General features: G+C 64.7%; 8 protein-coding genes. 4 read left to right on the top strand and 4 right to left on the bottom strand.

The genetic code is table 11. From position 1 onward, the window contains the following. Positions 1-46 precede the first annotated feature (46 nt). Positions 47-835: a transporter gene (locus ACSFBL_RS03925; protein WP_435514430.1), complete on the bottom strand. Its 789-nt coding sequence runs from the start codon at positions 833-835 to the stop codon at positions 47-49. 187 nt (positions 836-1,022) lie between these two features. On the opposite strand from ACSFBL_RS03925, the gene ACSFBL_RS03920 reads away from it, so the two are divergent. Continuing rightward, complete coding sequence (locus ACSFBL_RS03920; protein WP_435514429.1) at positions 1,023-6,896, top strand: ATP-binding sensor histidine kinase; 5,874 nt, start codon at positions 1,023-1,025, stop codon at positions 6,894-6,896. 201 nt (positions 6,897-7,097) lie between these two features. Here ACSFBL_RS03920 and ACSFBL_RS03915 read toward each other — a convergent pair whose 3' ends face one another. Next, positions 7,098-7,223, bottom strand: coding sequence for a hypothetical protein (locus ACSFBL_RS03915; RefSeq protein WP_435514428.1), 126 nt, complete (start codon positions 7,221-7,223; stop codon positions 7,098-7,100). A gap of 72 nt (positions 7,224-7,295) precedes the next feature. Here ACSFBL_RS03915 and ACSFBL_RS03910 point away from each other — a divergent pair, with 72 nt between their 5' ends. Next, a complete protein-coding gene (locus ACSFBL_RS03910) occupies positions 7,296-7,625 on the top strand; it encodes a hypothetical protein (protein WP_435514427.1) in 330 nt (109 codons plus the stop codon). Here the strand turns inward: ACSFBL_RS03910 and ACSFBL_RS03905 are convergent. Both ACSFBL_RS03905 and ACSFBL_RS03900 read right to left on the bottom strand, forming a co-directional pair. Beyond that, positions 7,622-9,541 carry a molybdopterin biosynthesis protein gene (locus ACSFBL_RS03905; RefSeq protein WP_435514426.1) on the bottom strand — a complete coding sequence of 640 codons (1,920 nt, stop codon included), beginning with the start codon at positions 9,539-9,541 and terminating at the stop codon, positions 7,622-7,624. The genes ACSFBL_RS03910 and ACSFBL_RS03905 overlap by 4 nt on opposite strands. After that, positions 9,538-10,752: a molybdopterin molybdotransferase MoeA gene (locus ACSFBL_RS03900; protein WP_435514425.1), complete on the bottom strand. Its 1,215-nt coding sequence runs from the start codon at positions 10,750-10,752 to the stop codon at positions 9,538-9,540. Before ACSFBL_RS03900 ends, ACSFBL_RS03905 begins: the two co-directional genes overlap by 4 nt. A gap of 323 nt (positions 10,753-11,075) precedes the next feature. Between ACSFBL_RS03900 and ACSFBL_RS03895 the strand changes: the two genes are divergently transcribed. Both ACSFBL_RS03895 and fdhF read left to right on the top strand, forming a co-directional pair. After that, positions 11,076-12,962 (top strand): NADH-ubiquinone oxidoreductase-F iron-sulfur binding region domain-containing protein, encoded by a 1,887-nt coding sequence (locus ACSFBL_RS03895; protein ID WP_435514424.1) that lies wholly within the window; start codon positions 11,076-11,078, stop codon positions 12,960-12,962. Then, a complete protein-coding gene (fdhF, locus tag ACSFBL_RS03890; RefSeq protein ID WP_435514423.1) occupies positions 12,959-15,841 on the top strand; it encodes a formate dehydrogenase subunit alpha in 2,883 nt (960 codons plus the stop codon). Before ACSFBL_RS03895 ends, fdhF begins: the two co-directional genes overlap by 4 nt. Positions 15,842-15,843 lie beyond the last annotated feature (2 nt).

The raw sequence follows: 15,843 nt of genomic DNA, 5'->3' as shown, positions 1-15,843 counted from the left end.
CAACGCGCTTGATGGTGCGGAACGTCGAGTCCATTCCCTGGTACCCCTACCAGAACCGCGCCAACGGGACTACCACGCCAGCGAATAGCGATGTGGCGGCAGGTCGCGGTCGCAACGAGCGTGAAAATCCCATGTCGAAGGTCAGGATCTTGCTCGGACTGAAGGTCAAGGCCCAGAGCAACTGAAGGGCGTTGTCGGCGCCAGCGCGGTGCGTGCCGGAGACCTCGCCGATCGTGTCCCATCGTTCCGACAAGTTGAGCGTGAACGAGCACGCCCCGCCGAGCTGCGTGCGTGCGGCACCGGGGTCGACCAGACCCAGTTCCGTGAGATTCAGGTTGGCGTCCATGTGAACCGCGCCGAAGTCCTGGCTGTAGATCGTGTTGATCTCGTAGTCGGCCTTCCCGCTGCCGAGGGTATCCCTCGCTGTCGGCACCTTGACATTGAATTCCATGCCGAACGCAGTGGCGTCGTCGACGATCCAGGCACGCTTCAGCGTGACATTCGTATCGCCCGCGCCTGCGAATCGACCGTCCTCGCTTCGCAGCCAGATGCGGGCATCCCCGCCGACCAGCACCCCCCATTCAGTGCTGAATGCCAGCTTGAACAGGTAGGGCAGGCTACCGCGTCGCGAAGGGTCGTTCGTGCGCTGGCCTCCCAACTCGAACTCCAGCTGGCCCGGGTACGGCAACTGGGCCGGGGTGGAAACAGATGGGCGGTAAGGCGTAATCGGTTCGAAGCCTTCGTCCGCGTGCCCGGCAGCGGCAAGCGTCATCGCTGAGAACGCGATCGGCATGATGCGGCGGAGCGAACGTGGACAGGCAGTAGCGCGTGTCATGGTCGTTGGTTCGGCCTGATCAAGGCCTTCGTCGGAGGCGGCAGCCAGATGACAGCCGTCCTCGGCGAAAACCACTGCCTCCGATTAGACTGACGACCGCATTGCACACGATGGGGAAACTCCAGGCCCGACTCCTCTTTGCCTGAGAAACGCGGCTCATGGTCCTGACTACGGAGAGGGGTTTCTAATGGCGGAGGATTCCGAGTACGTGTTGGAGCCGCTCCGCGAAGGAGCTGACTTTACTCTCTATCGCGGCAGAGAACGCGGCAACGAGATGGCGATCTTGGCGAGGGCGGTCGCGGCTGAACACCCGTCGCCACAGAGTCTCCAACAGCTCAATCACGAATACTCGCTTGCGACCGAACTCGATGCGGAATGGGCAGCCCAGCCGCTCGCGCTGACGCGCCACCAAGGGCGAGCGATTCTCCTTCTCAAGGATCCAGGTGGCGAGCCGTTGGATCGCGTCATCGAGCAGCGCCAGGGTCAACCGTTCGCTCTGACTCGCTTTCTGCGCATTGCCATCGGTTTGGCCGCGGCGCTGACTCAAGCCCATCGGCAAGGGCTCGTCCACAAGGACATCAAGCCTGCGAACGCACTGGTCGACGACGCCGGTCGCGCCTGGCTCACCGGTTTTGGATTTGCGTCCCGGCTCCCCCGCGAGCGCCAAGCACCTGCCCCGCCCGAGATCATTGCGGGCACTCTCGCCTATATGGCGCCTGAGCAGACCGGTCGGATGAATCGCTCGATCGATTCCCGCAGCGATCTTTACTCCCTGGGCATCACCTTGTATCAGCTGCTGACCGGCGCGCTCCCATTCGAAGCTACCGATCCGCTGGAATTGGTGCACTGCCACATCGCCAGACAGCCAGCATCACCCCGCGAACGGACGCCGGATATCCCGCGCCCGGTCGCATCCATCATCATGAAGCTCCTCGGCAAGATTGCCGAAGAGCGATACCAGACTGCGGTGGGCCTGGCGCATGATCTTCGGCGCTGCCTCGAGGCGTGGACACCTCACGGCCGCATCGATGATTTCACGCTTGGCGAGCACGACATGCCGGACCGGCTGCTCATTCCCGAAAAACTGTACGGGCGAACATCCGAAATCCATGCCCTGCTAGCGTCCTTTGACCGTGTCGTGGGCGGAGGCAGACCGGAGCTCATTCTTGTTTCCGGCTACTCAGGCGTTGGCAAATCCTCCGTTGTCAATGAACTCCACAAGCCGCTCGTCCCGCCCCGAGGTTTTTTTGCTTCAGGCAAGTTCGACCAGTACAAGCGAGACATCCCCTACGCGACACTCGCCCACGCCCTGCAGAGCCTCATCCGCCCCATCCTTTCAACGACTGAAGAAGAGCTGGCCCGTTGGCGCTTTGCAATCCGCGAGGCGCTGGGTGCGAACGGACAGCTTGTCGTGGATCTCGTTCCGAAGTTGCAGCACATCATCGGGGAGCAGCCACGTGTTCCACAGCTTCCGCCGCAGGATGCGCAGAGGCGCTTTCAACTGGTTCTTCGTCGATTCATCGGCGTATTTACGCGGCAGCACCCGCTCGCCCTCTTTCTCGACGACTTGCAATGGATCGACGCGGCCACGTTGGATCTGATGGAGGATCTACTCACGCATCCGGACGTCAGCGGCTTGATGTTGATCGGCGCCTACCGTGACAATGAAGTGGGTTCGGAGCATCCGCTGATGCGCAAGCTGCAAGCCATGCGCCAGGCCGGAGTCATCTTGCAGAACATCGTGCTCGCGCCTCTGACGCGCTATGACCTGGGGCAATTGATAGCGGATTCGCTTCATTGTGAATCCGGACAAGCCGGCCTGCTGGCTGGGCTGGTCGAGGAGAAGACCAACGGAAATCCATTCTTCTCAATCCAATTCATATCCAGTCTCTTCGATGAGGGACTACTTAATTTCAATCACGGTGAAGGGCGGTGGTTCTGGGAGTTGGATCGCATTCATGCCAAGGGCTATACCGACAATGTCGTAGACCTCATGGTGTCGAAGCTGAGGCGCCTCCCCGCCGGGACGCAGAAGGCGATACAGCAGCTTGCGTGTCTCGGCAACAGCGCCGACGTCGCGATGGTAAGCAGGGTCTATCAAGAATCGAGCGAAGAGATACACGATCAGCTTTGGGAAGCAGTCCGGACGGGTTTCATTCATCGATCAGAAGGTTCCTACGGGTTCCTCCACGACCGAGTCCAGGAAGCGGCCTACTCCCTGATTCCTCCAGAGTTACGGGCAGAGAAACATCTGCGAATCGGCATGTTGATGGCCGCCCACACGCCTCCCGACAAACTCAGGGAGGAGATCTTCGAGATCGTCAATCAGCTCAACCGGGGGGCCCATCTGCTCACGGATGCGGGTGAGCGCGAACGCGTCGCCGGCTTGAATCGGATCGCGGGCCATCGGGCGATGGCATCCACAGCTTACGCCTCGGCACTGACATACCTCCATGCCGGTCGCGCGTTGTTGACCGAAGAAGTTTGGGGGCGCAACTATGAACTTGTCTTCTCGATCGAGTCTCTCCTCGCTGAGTGCGAACTACATGGCGCAGACATGGTCGCAGCCGAGGGCCGCTTGGCCACGTTGGCGCAGCGTGCGACGGGCCACCACGACTTTGCGATCGTCACGCGCTTGCGGATCACCCTCTACACAACCCTGGACCGAAGCGATCGCGCCATCGAGGTGCTCCTGGACTACCTTCGCCGCAATGGAACGGTTTGGTCGCGGCATCCTGCGCGCGATGACGTCATGCTGGAGTACAACCGAATCTGGTCGCTGGTTCGCGATCGTCAGATCGAGGATCTTGTAGATTTGCCGCTGCTCGAAGATCCCGATGTCCTCGACATGCTCGATGTCTTCGCCGAAGTTGTACATCCAGCCATGTTCTTCGATGAGAATCTGTCGACGCTGGTGGTCTGCCGCATCGTGAGCTCTTGCCTGCAGTACGGCAACTGCGATGCGGCCTGTTTCGGCTATGTCTGGTTTGGAATGTTCGCTGGACCGCGCTTCAACAACTACAAAGACGGATTCCGATTCGGCCAGCTAGGTCACGATCTTGTAGAGAAGCGCAACCTGACTCGCTACCAGGCCAGAACCTACATCTCGTTTGGTACGCTGACGCCTTGGGCCAAGCACGCTGCGCAGGGACGTGAACTGATCCGGCGTGCCTTCGATGTGGCATATCGAACAGGGGACCTTACATTCTCCGCGTACAGCTGGCATGCGCTGATCACCAATTATCTGGCCGTGGGCGACCCTCTTTCCAAAGCGCAGGCTGAGGTGGAGAAGGGCCTGATCTTTGTCAGGAAGGCCGGTTTCGGGTTGGTGGCGGAGAATTGCGGGGCCCAGTTGGGTCTCATTCGAACCCTTCGCGGGCTGACTTCGACGTTTGGATGCTTCGACGCTGACGACTACAGCGAATCGGACACCGAACATCGTCTTGCGAGCAATCCGGCGCTGGCTCTCGCCGAGTTCTTCTATTGGACTCGAAAGTTGCAGGCCAGATTCTTCGCTGGAGAATACGCTTCGGCTGTCGAGGCAGCCCGGAAAGCCCATCCGTTACTGTGGCCGGCGGCATCGCAAGTGGAGACGGCAGATTTTCGCTTCTATGCCGCCCTGGCACATGCGGGTGCCTGGAACTCGGCGTCTTCTGAAGAGAGACAGGAGCATCTCGCCGCGCTCAGCGACCATCACCGACAGATCGAGATATGGGCGCTTCATTGCCCTGCGAACTTCGGGACGAGAACCGCGCTCATCAGCGCGGAGATCGCGCGCATTGAAGATCGGAAACTCGATGCTGAGAATTTCTATGAATCGGCCATCTCTTCGGCAGCCGAAAACGATTTCGCACATTGCGAGGCGGTCGCCAACGAATGCGCAGCGCAGTTTTATCTGACACGTGGTTTCGACAAGATTGCTCGCGTCTATCTGCAAGACGCCCGGGACTGCTATTTGCGTTGGGGCGCAGACGCGAAAGTTCGACAGCTCGAGCAGTCTTACCCGCAGATCAAGGCGAGGACAGAATCATCCGGCGCAAGTGCCATTTTCGCTTCCGTCAAGCAGCTGGACTTGGCCACCGTCGTCCGCGTATCGGAGGCAGTATCGGGCGAAATCGAGCACGAGAAGCTGATTGACACGCTCATGCGCACGGCCATTGAACATGCCGGGGCTGAGCGGGGCCTGCTGATTCTGATGAGGGGAGGGGAACCGCGGATCGAAGCGGAGGCCACGACCGGAGTGGGCAAGATCGAGGTCGCGACCCGGCACGCAGCCGCCATCACGTCGTCCGATCTGCCGCTGACTGTGCTGCAGTACGCGATCCGGACACAGGAGCGAGTGCTGTTGGATGATGCCTCCTCCGACAACGTTTATGCCAATGACGAATATCTACATCTGATGCGCTCTCGATCGGTCCTGTGCGTTCCGATTGTCAAGCAGAAGAAGCTTGTCGGAGCGCTCTATCTCGAGAACAACTTGTCGCCGGGTGTCTTCACGTCGGATCGGGTTGCCATTCTGGACCTGCTGGCTTCGCAGGCCTCTATTTCACTGGAGAACGCCGCCCTTTATACCGAGTTGCAGATCAAGGTTGGGCTGCTGCATCTTCTTCCTGTATCCGCCTGGACGCTGAACCCTGATGGAACACCGGATTTCGTGAATCAAGTCTGGCTCGAATTCTCTGGCCAGACCCTTGACTTCGTCCGGTCCTATCCCGATGCCTGGATGACCGCGATCCACCCTGAAGATCGGGAGCTGGCAACCAGGGCCTTTTGGGCCGGTGTGCGATCGGGACAGGGCTTCGCGTTCGAAACCCGGTCTCTCCGCGCTCAGGACGGGACATACCGTTGGCACCTCCAGCAAGCCGTCGTCTTGCGTGACGAAGAAGGAAAAGTCCTCAGATTTGTCGGTACGACGACCGACATCGACGATCAGAAGCGAACCGAAGAAGCGTTGCGCGTACGCGAATCAAACCTTCTCCAGATCACCGAAACCATACCGGAGATGCTTTGGAGTGCCTCGCCTGATGGGGTGATCAATTACTGCAATGGCCGCTTCCTTGACTACACCGGTTTCAGCACCGAACAGCTGATGAGGGAGGGTTGGATGAAGGTGCTGCATTCCGACGACGTCGGACCGACGGAAGCAGCCTGGAGGTCATGTGTGAAAAGCGGCGCGCCCTTCAGGGTCGAAGTTCGTACGTTTCACTCTGTCGACCACACGTACCGGTGGTGCGTGACGAAGGCCCTGCCATTGCTTGATCCAGAGGGGCGCATAGTGAAATGGCACGGCACAGTCGTGGACATGCACGAGTGGAAGCAGGCGCAAGAAGACTTGCGCCGAACGCAGGCGGATCTCGCCCATGTGGCGCGGGTTGCGACCCTGAACGCCATGACGGCCTCCCTCGCCCACGAGGTGAGCCAACCTCTGTCCGGTATCCTGACCAACGCCAACACCAGCGTACGGATGTTGGCTGCCGATCCCCCCGATCTGTCCGGCGCCGCCAAGACGGCGTGGCGGACGATCCGCGACGCCAATCGCGCAGCGGAGGTCATCAGGCGTTTGCGGGCGATGTTCTCCAAGACGCCCCCGACCAAGGACAAGGTCGACCTCAACGACGCGGCACGGGAGGTGATCGCTCTGTCGGCGGACGAACTCCACAGAAAGCGCGCCTTCTTGCAGGTGGACTTTGCGGAAGAGCTGCCTCTCATCAGCGCCGATCGCGTTCAACTGCAGCAAGTGATCCTCAACCTGCTGCTGAATGCGGCCGACGCCATGGCCGAGGTCGACGATCGGCCACGGACGCTCCTGGTCAAGACGATGCTCGACGAAGACGATGACGGCGGCGTCAGGCTGGCCGTCCGGGACTCGGGCACGGGCGTGGATCCTCGAACCGTCGAAAAACTGTTCGAAGCCTTCTACACGACCAAGGCGCACGGCATGGGCGTGGGCCTTTCGATTTGCCGCTCGATCATCGAGAGCCATGACGGACGTCTGTGGGCGATGGCGAACGACGGGCCGGGGGCGACGTTCAGCTTCTGCATTCCGTGTGCGACCCATTGATGTAGTCTTCCGCTCCATGGCGGACGATGCCGGAGCCGACCCGGATCCCATGCCCCGCGGGAAGCTTCTCTGGTCCGAGGATGCGGAGCTCTCCTACGCCTGGGGGAAGCCGGTGCGGTCAGGATTCGGGACTGCTTCGGCGGCCAGCGAAGTTGGACTTCTCTGGGTACCCGCGCAAGTTCTGTAGGAGGAACGATGAAATCAATCGCGCGCGACGCGTTCGGCGTTCTGCTGCTTTCTGTTGCGCTCCACGCTGGCGCAGCGGGAACGAACAAGTTGTGCAACGGTCGACAGACCGACATCGTCTTTGCCGTGATCCACGAACATTCGGACGATTCAGCTGGGAGATGCGAGCTTCGGCAATCGCAGTGCTACGTGACGCTCCAAGGCTGGTTCACCATGAAACCCGGCGTCTGCATGGACGTCGACTTGGGAACGCGATGGGAATCCTATCTGTCGATCTTCGTCAAGGACACGCCAGACGGCCCTTACAGGCCGGAATCCTTTCCGGTCAACGACAAGTTCTACAAGGACAGAAACGAGAAGAACTCCGGAGTGGTCAACGTCGCGTTGTGCATGCCTGTCGGGCCGTTCAGAAGGAAGCTGTCAGGGACGCTCGCGCCCATGCTAAATCCGGTGGTCGCATGCGACCCGGGCGAGGCGCTGCACCCGGTCAACTTCGTCATGCGCAGCGGACCTGAGACCAACGTCGTGGTCACATTGAACTAGCTGTCCGTATCGACGCGAAAGCCCAGTCGGCCCAGCGCCTCGCGCGCCGCGGCCGATTGAAGCAGCGCAACAAAGGCAAGCACCGGCGCGCGGCCGCGCCGTGCCTTGGGCACCACGAAGTCGTAGCGTTCCTCCTGCACCGGAATGAAGCCCAGCCCGTACTGACGCGCGACGGTGTCGATGGCTAGGCCCCAGTCCGCGCGCTGCTGCGTCACGGCGACGGCCACGGCGTTGTGCGACTTGGTCTGCACGCCGTAGCCGGGCGGCTTGGCACCGCCGAGCAGTCGGTCGATGAGGATGCGCGTACCGCTGCCGGCGTTCCGGTTGACCATGGTGCAGCCGGGCTCGGCGAGCGCGGCTGCGACGGCAGCGGCGGCATCACGCCCCGCGAAGCGCGCATCCGACGGCCGGTAGACGATGCCCTGCATGCGGCCATAGCCCGGGATCAGTTCCAGCGCCGGCGTGAGCAGCGGCTGGTTGTAGACGCCGGTGGCCGGGTCCATCAGGTGGATGCCCGCCACGTCGCATTCGCCGCGCTTGGCGGCCATCAGCCCGCCGGTGCTGCCGACGTTCATCGCCTTGATGCGGATGCCCTGGCGCATCAGTTCGCCGGCCAGCCAGTCGAGGCCCACGCAATGGCTGCCGATGAAGATCAGGTCGGCCGGGTCCAGCCCCTGGCCCAGCAACTGCACCTGCACGGGCGCGCCGACATGGACGATTTCCGTGTGCTGGCCGATGGTGATGAAGCCATCCGCGTTGCTGAAGGTGGTGACCGAACCCGAGCCCTTGCCCATCGGGTAGGCCGCGAGGCCGTCTTCGTGGGGCACCAGCCCCACCAGGAGGTACTCGGTGCGGCCACGCTCGGAGTTCACGCGAAGGGGCAGCGTGGCCGCCACGTGCTCGCGCCGCTCCGGCGGCAGGCCCGCGAAGGCGCGCAGCACGGGGGCCAGGAACTCATGAAAGGTGAAGACCGCCGAGGTCGGAAAGCCCGGCAGGATCACGACGGGCTTGCCGCCCGTCACCGCCAGGCACACGGGCTTGCCGGGCTTGAGCGCCACGCCGTGCGCCACCACGCCCGGATCGCCGAGCGCGGCGACCACGCGGTAGGAGAGGTCGCCCTCGCCCTTCGACGTCCCGCCCGAGAAGACCACGGCATCGAATTCCAGCCCCCGCGCGAGCGCGGCCGAGAGCGCGGCCTCGTCGTCCGCAATCACGCCCAGGCGCACCGGCTGGCCGCCCAGTTCCTCGACGGCGGCGCTGATGATGGCGGCGTTGGAGTCGTACACGGCACCGGTGGGCAGCGGGGCGCCGGGCGCGACGATCTCGTTGCCGGTGGAAAAAATGGCCACGCGCGGCTTGCGATACACGCTGACCTCGGCCAGACCCAGCGCCGCGAGCACGCCGATCTCGCGTGAACTCAGCGGCTGGCCGGCGCGCAGCACCGTTTCGCCGCGCGCGATGTCGGTGCCGGCGTAGCTGACGTTCTCGCCCGCCGTGGCGGCGCGGCGGATCTGCACGTCGGCGTGACCGGCATCGGTGTGTTCCACCATCACCACCGCATCGGCGCCACGCGGCAGCATGCCGCCGGTGGCGATCGCCGTCGCCTGGCCGCTCGCCACTTCATGGCGCGGCACGACGCCGGGCGCGAGCGTCTCGCCGGACAGGCTCAACATGCGCGCCTGCTCCTCCATCGCGCCCCAGGTGTCGGCGGCCTGCACGGCAAAGCCGTCGACGTTGGAGCGGTCGAAGCCGGGCACGTCGATCGCGGCGATCACGTCCTCGGCCAGCACGCGGCCCAGGACCGCGTCGAGCGCGACGGTCTCGCGGCCCAGCGGGGCGAGCTTCAGGTGTTCGCGGAAGCGGCGCTCGGCCTCGTCGCGCGTGACGACATCGAGAAATTGCGATTGGGCTTTCACAGGCATTCGTAGAGATGGACAGTGACTTCGGTCCCGGCCCCGAAGCCTTCGCTTTCCGCGGGCGCAACCACGAATCCGTCCGCCCGCGTGGTCGAACTCAGCACGGACGCACCCGACAGCGCGAGCGGCTCCACGCCCGCCTCGCCGATCTTCACGCGCACGTAGTCGACGCGCCCCACTTGCGAGACGATCTTGCGCGCCACGGTCGCGCGCGTCTGGCGGTAGGGCCAATCGGCGGGCCGGCCCCCCACGCGGCGAATCGCACGGCCGGCGAAAAAGTCGTAGGCGCAGAGACAGGAGACCGGGTTGCCCGGCAGCAGGAAGACCAGCGTATCGCCGATGCGGCCCATGCCGGCCGGGCTGGAGGGCCGCATCGCGATGCCGTGGATGGCCAGTTCACCGAGTTCCGCCAGCAGGCGCGGCGCATGGTCCTCGGCTCCGACGCTGGAGCCGCCCGAGACGAGGACCACGTCGGCCCCGGGGGCCGTCAGCGCCTGCGCGATGACCTGCGGATCGTCGCCCAGCCGCTCGTGCGACGCCAGCAGGCCCCCATCGCGCGCCACCAGGCCGCGCAAGATCACCGAGTTGGCGTCATAGATCTCGCAGGGCCCCTTGGGCATGCCGGGCGGGCGCACCTCGTTGCCGGTCACGAGCAGCCGCACGCGGGGCTGGCGCACCACTTCCAGTTGCGCGAGGCCGAGCGAGGCGGCCAGCCCTGCATCCTGCGGTCGCAGCCGGCGGCCCGCGGCCAGCGCCAGGCTGCCGCGCGCGATGTCCTCGCCAACCAGGCCGACATGCTGGCCGGGTGCGACCGCCCGGGTGATGGTCAGGCGCCCGTCCTGCTCGCTCGCGTATTCGGCGGGGACCACGGCATCCAGTCCGGGCGGTACCGGGGAGCCGGTCATGATGCGGATGGCAGCGCCCGCCGGCACGGTGCCCTCGAAAGGTCGCCCGGGCCAGGCATGGCCCACGAGCGGAAACTCGAGCGGGCTGTAGTCCCCGGCCCCCGTCGTCTCCGCGCCGCGCAACGCATAGCCATCCATGGCCGCACGATCGAACTCGGGCACCGCGATGGGCGCGATCACGTCATTCAGAAGCACCCGGCCCGCAGCCTGGTCGACCGCCACGGATTCGCCGGGCAGCAGCGGTGTGTGGGCATCGATCCAGGCGAGCGCGGCCGGCACCTCTGCGCGCTGCGAGAAGCCGCGCATTCGCACATCGGTGGAGGCACGTCGTTCGGGGGTGGGCATTGCGGCCAGTATAGGAGTTGAATTCCGCGGTCTTCTTCGGCGGGACGCAGGGTGAGGTCGGGCTTAGGGATACCCCGCGAGCCGCAAGGAGGCACTTGCGCATTCAATCGTTGAATCGGGCGATTTGCCGAACGAATTTGACCCTGGGGGCCCGCGTCGCGACAGTTTGTGGCGATGCGCAAGAATAGCGACAGGGCAAATCGGGACGTGCGGGCAAGGAACGCACCATGCCAGCCGCGGCCAGCCGCGGCCTGTTGACGACAATCAAGGAACGACCAAGGCACATGAATCACCCAGGTCAACGCAACGAAGTCAAGGCGGTGGCGATCGCGTCAGCCGAGGATCTTCGCGAGCGCATTCGCAGCAAGAGCAAGCTCAAAGGCCGTCAGGCGGACGCGGCTTCCCTTGCGGAAATACAGGCCCTGATCGGGGAGCGGCCCACCGAGGGCCATCGCCGCGACCTGCTGATCGAGAACCTGCACAAGATCAACGATGCTTGGCGCGGCCTGCACGAGCGGCACATGGTGGCGTTGGCCAAGGAAATGAACATTCCGATGGCCGAGGTCTATGAAGTGGCGACCTTCTATCACCACTTCGACGTCATTCGCGGCGACGACCAGGCCGCGCCACTGACCGTCCGTGTGTGCGACAGCCTGGCGTGCGAACTCGCCGGCGCGCAGGACCTGCTGGCGAAGCTGCCTTCCATCCTGGGGACCGCGGTGCGCGTGATGGCGGCGCCGTGCATCGGCCGCTGCGAGCAGGCGCCGGCCGTCGCCGTGCACCAGTCGGCCGTGCCGCTGGCCACTGTCGAGAAGGTCGCGCAAGCCGTGGACGTCGAGCGCAAGCGGTCGACGGCAGCCATGCCCCATCGCGCGTCGGTCCATTTCGACCCGGCATCCTTCGCAGAGAAAAGCGTCTCGCCTGCGGCGGCGCAGACCGAGGCGATCCCGGCAGCCACCGACTACGCGACCTACCGTGCGAACGGCGGCTATCGGCTGGCCGCCGCGATGGCCGGTGGAGCGATGGCGCACGAAGCCGTCATCAAGGCGATGGAAGATTCAGGTCTGCGCGGTCTGGGCGGCGCAGGTTTTCCCGCAGGGCGCAAGTGGCGCATCGTCCGCGACCAGCCCGCCCCGCGCGTGATGGCCGTGAACATCGACGAAGGCGAACCCGGCACCTTCAAGGACCGCACCTACCTCGAGCGCGACCCGCACCGCTTCCTCGAGGGCCTGCTGATCGCGGCGCAGGTGGTGGGCACTTCCGCCTGCTACATCTACCTGCGCGACGAATACCACGACTGCCGCGCGCTGCTGCAGCTTGCGCTGGACGCGCTCCAGGCCGACCCGCCCTGCCCGCTGCCGAAGATCGAACTGCGGCGCGGCGCTGGCGCCTACATCTGCGGCGAGGAGTCCGCGATGATCGAAAGCATCGAGGGCAAGCGCGGCGAGCCGCGCATGCGTCCTCCGTACATTGCGCAGGTGGGCCTGTTCGGACGACCGACGCTGGAGCACAACTTCGAAACCCTCTACTGGGTGCGCGACATCGTGGGGAGGGGACCCCAGTGGTTCTCGGGCTACGGTCGGAACGGCCGCAAGGGCCTGCGCTCCTTCAGCGTCAGCGGCCGCGTCGCGAACCCCGGCGTCAAGCTGGCGCCGGCCGGCATCACGGTGCGCGAGCTGATCGACGAGTACTGCGGCGGCATGCTGCCGGGCCACGGCTTCTATGCCTACCTTCCGGGCGGCGCCTCGGGCGGCATCCTGCCCGCCTCGATGGGCGACGTGCCGCTGGACTTCGACACCTTGCAGCCGCACGGCTGCTTCATCGGCTCGGCGGCCGTCATGATCCTGGGCCACCACGACAAGGCCCGCGACGCGGCGCTGAATGTCATGCGCTTCTTCGAGCACGAGAGCTGCGGCCAGTGCACGCCCTGCCGCGTCGGCACGGGCAAGGCGGCGGCCCTCATGCAGGCGCCGGTGTGGGACAACGTCACGCTGGAAGACCTGAGCCAGGTGATGGGCGACGCATCGATCTGCGGCCTGGGCCAGGCCGCCCCCAACCCGATCCGCTGCATCCAGAAGTACTTCCCGCAGGAAATCGGCGAAAAGGGCACGCCGCCCTTTGTCCCGCCGCCGAAGAATCCCGCAGCCACCGAACAGGGGAAAGCAGCATGAATGCTCCGGCACGCATCGTGGAAGTGACGCCGCAAACCATCGAGTTCAAGCTCGACGGCAAGACCCTCCACGCCTTCGAAGGCGAAACCATCCTGAAGGCCGGCGCCCGTCACGGCATCGAGATCCCCCGCCTTTGCTACAAGGACGGCTATCGCCCCGACGGCAACTGCCGCGCCTGCGTGGTCGAGGTCAAGGGCGAACGCACGCTCGCGCCGAGCTGCTGCCGCAATGTCACGGCCGGCATGGAAGTCCAATCGACCAGCGAACGCGCGCTGAAGAGCCAGAAGATGGTGGTGGAGATGCTGCTGTCCGACATGCCCGATCACGGCTACAAGTGGATCGGCGACGACGAAGCGCAGCAGCATGGCGAACTCAGCGCCTGGGCGAAGAAGCTGGACGTCGCGGTGCGCCCGGAGCTCAAGGCACTGCGCCGCGAGCAGCCGGCCGCCGACGTCAGCCATCCGGCGATGGCGGTGAACCTCGACGCCTGCATCCAGTGCAACCGCTGCGTGCGCGCCTGCCGCGAAGAGCAGGTGAACGACGTGATCGGCTACGCCATGCGGGGCGAGGCGAGCAAGATCGTGTTCGACCTGGACGATCCGATGGGCGCGAGCACCTGCGTGGCCTGCGGCGAATGCGTGCAGGCCTGCCCCACCGGTGCGCTCATGCCCAAGACGCACATCGGCCCGCAGAAGGTGGACCGCAAGGTCGATTCGGTCTGCCCGTTCTGCGGCGTCGGCTGCCTCATCACCTACAACGTCAGGGACGAGAAGATCGTCAGCGTCGATGGCCGCGACGGCCCGGCCAATCACAGCCGCCTGTGCGTCAAGGGGCGTTTCGGCTATGACTACGTCGACCACCCGCACCGCCTGACCAAGCCGCTGATCCGCAAGCCGGGCATTCCCAAGGACGAGACCGACGCGCCACGGCCCGGCCACTGGAGCGAGGCCTTCCGCGAAGCGACATGGGAAGAAGCGCTGGCGTACACGTCCGGCGAACTGGTTCGCCTGCGCGACACGCACGGCAAGAAATCGCTGGCTGGATTCGGCTCGGCCAAGGGCAGCAACGAGGAGGCATACCTCTTCCAGAAACTGGTCCGCACCGGCTTCGGCAGCAACAACGTGGACCACTGCACGCGGCTGTGCCATGCGTCCAGCGTGGCGGCGTTGCTGGAGGGCGTGGGCTCGGGCGCGGTGAGCAACCAGGTCAACGACGTCGAGCACTCCGACATGGTGATCGTGATCGGGTCCAACCCGACGGCCAACCATCCGGTCGCGGCGACCTGGATGAAGAACGCGGCCAAGCGCGGGACGAAGATCGTGCTGGCCGACCCGCGCATCACGGACCTCGGCAAGTACGCCTGGCGCACCCTGCAGTTCGCGGCAGACAGCGATGTCGCCATGCTCAACGCGCTGATCCACGTGATCATCGAAGAGGGTCTGACGGACCAGGAGTTCGTGCGCGACCGCGCGAACAACTTCGAGGCGCTGCGCGAGAACGTCAAGGGCTACAGCCCCGAGGCGATGGAACCGATCTGCGGCATTCCGGCGCAGACCCTGCGCGAAGTGGCGCGCGAGTTCGCCAAGGCCAAGGGCGCGATGATCCTGTGGGGCATGGGCATCAGCCAGCACGTGCACGGCACGGACAACGCACGCTGCCTGATCGCGCTGGTCACCGTCGCGGGCCAGATCGGCAAGCCGGGTTCCGGCCTGCATCCGTTGCGTGGCCAGAACAACGTGCAGGGCGCCAGCGACGCGGGCCTCATCCCGATGATGTTCCCGAACTACCAGCGCGTCGACAACGCCGGCGCGCACGCCTGGTTCGAGAACTTCTGGGGCATGAAGCTGGACGAAAAGCCCGGCTACACCGTCGTCGAGATCATGCACAAGGCCCTGTCGCCCGACAGCGACCCGCACAAGATCCGCGGCATGTACATCATGGGCGAGAACCCCGCCATGAGCGACCCCGACCTGAACCACGCGCGCCACGCACTGGCCTCGCTGGAGCATCTCGTGGTGCAGGACATCTTCATGACCGAGACCGCGTGGCTGGCCGACGTGGTGCTGCCCGCGACCGCCTGGCCGGAGAAGACCGGCACCGTGAGCAATACCGACCGCATGGTGCAGCTTGGCAAGCGCGCGCTGAACCCGCCGGGCGATTCGAAGCCGGATCTCTGGATCATCCAGCAGATCGCCAGGCGCATGGGCTTGACGTGGGACTACCAGGGCGAAGAGAGCGGCGTCGCGGCGGTATACGACGAGATGCGCCAGGCCATGCATGCGGCGATCAACGGCATCACCTGGGAGCGGCTGCAGCGCGAATCGAGCGTGACCTATCCGTGCCTTTCCGCGGACGATCCGGGATCGCCCACGGTGTTCATCAACACGTTCCCGACGGCGGACGGCCGCGTGACGCTGGTGCCCGCGGACATCATTCCGGCCGATGAGCGTCCCGATGCGGAGTATCCCTTCGTGCTGATCACGGGCCGCCAGCTGGAGCACTGGCACACCGGAAGCATGACGCGGCGCGCGACGGTGCTGGATGCGCTGGAGCCGATGGCCACGGCGTCCATGAACGGCAAGGATCTGGAAGCCATGGGCCTGGCGCCCGGCGACGTGATCACGGTGCAGTCGCGACGCGGCGAGGTGGCGATCCACATCCGCCGCGACGACGGCACGCCGCACGGGGCGGTGTTCATCCCCTTTGCGTACTACGAGGCCGCGGCCAACATGATGACCAACGCGGCGCTGGACCCGTTCGGCAAGATTCCGGAATTCAAGTATTGCGCGGTGCGCATCACACGCGGCGGCGACCCGAAGCCAGCGGCAGGCTACGGCACGGGGGCGATGAACGCGAAGGAGAACAAGGCGACCGCCTGAGG

The organism is Variovorax glacialis (assembly GCF_051216375.1).
GTDB lineage: Bacteria > Pseudomonadota > Gammaproteobacteria > Burkholderiales > Burkholderiaceae_C > Variovorax.
Note: the sequence above shows the minus strand (reverse complement) of the source record. Positions and strands in the feature narration are given on the sequence as shown.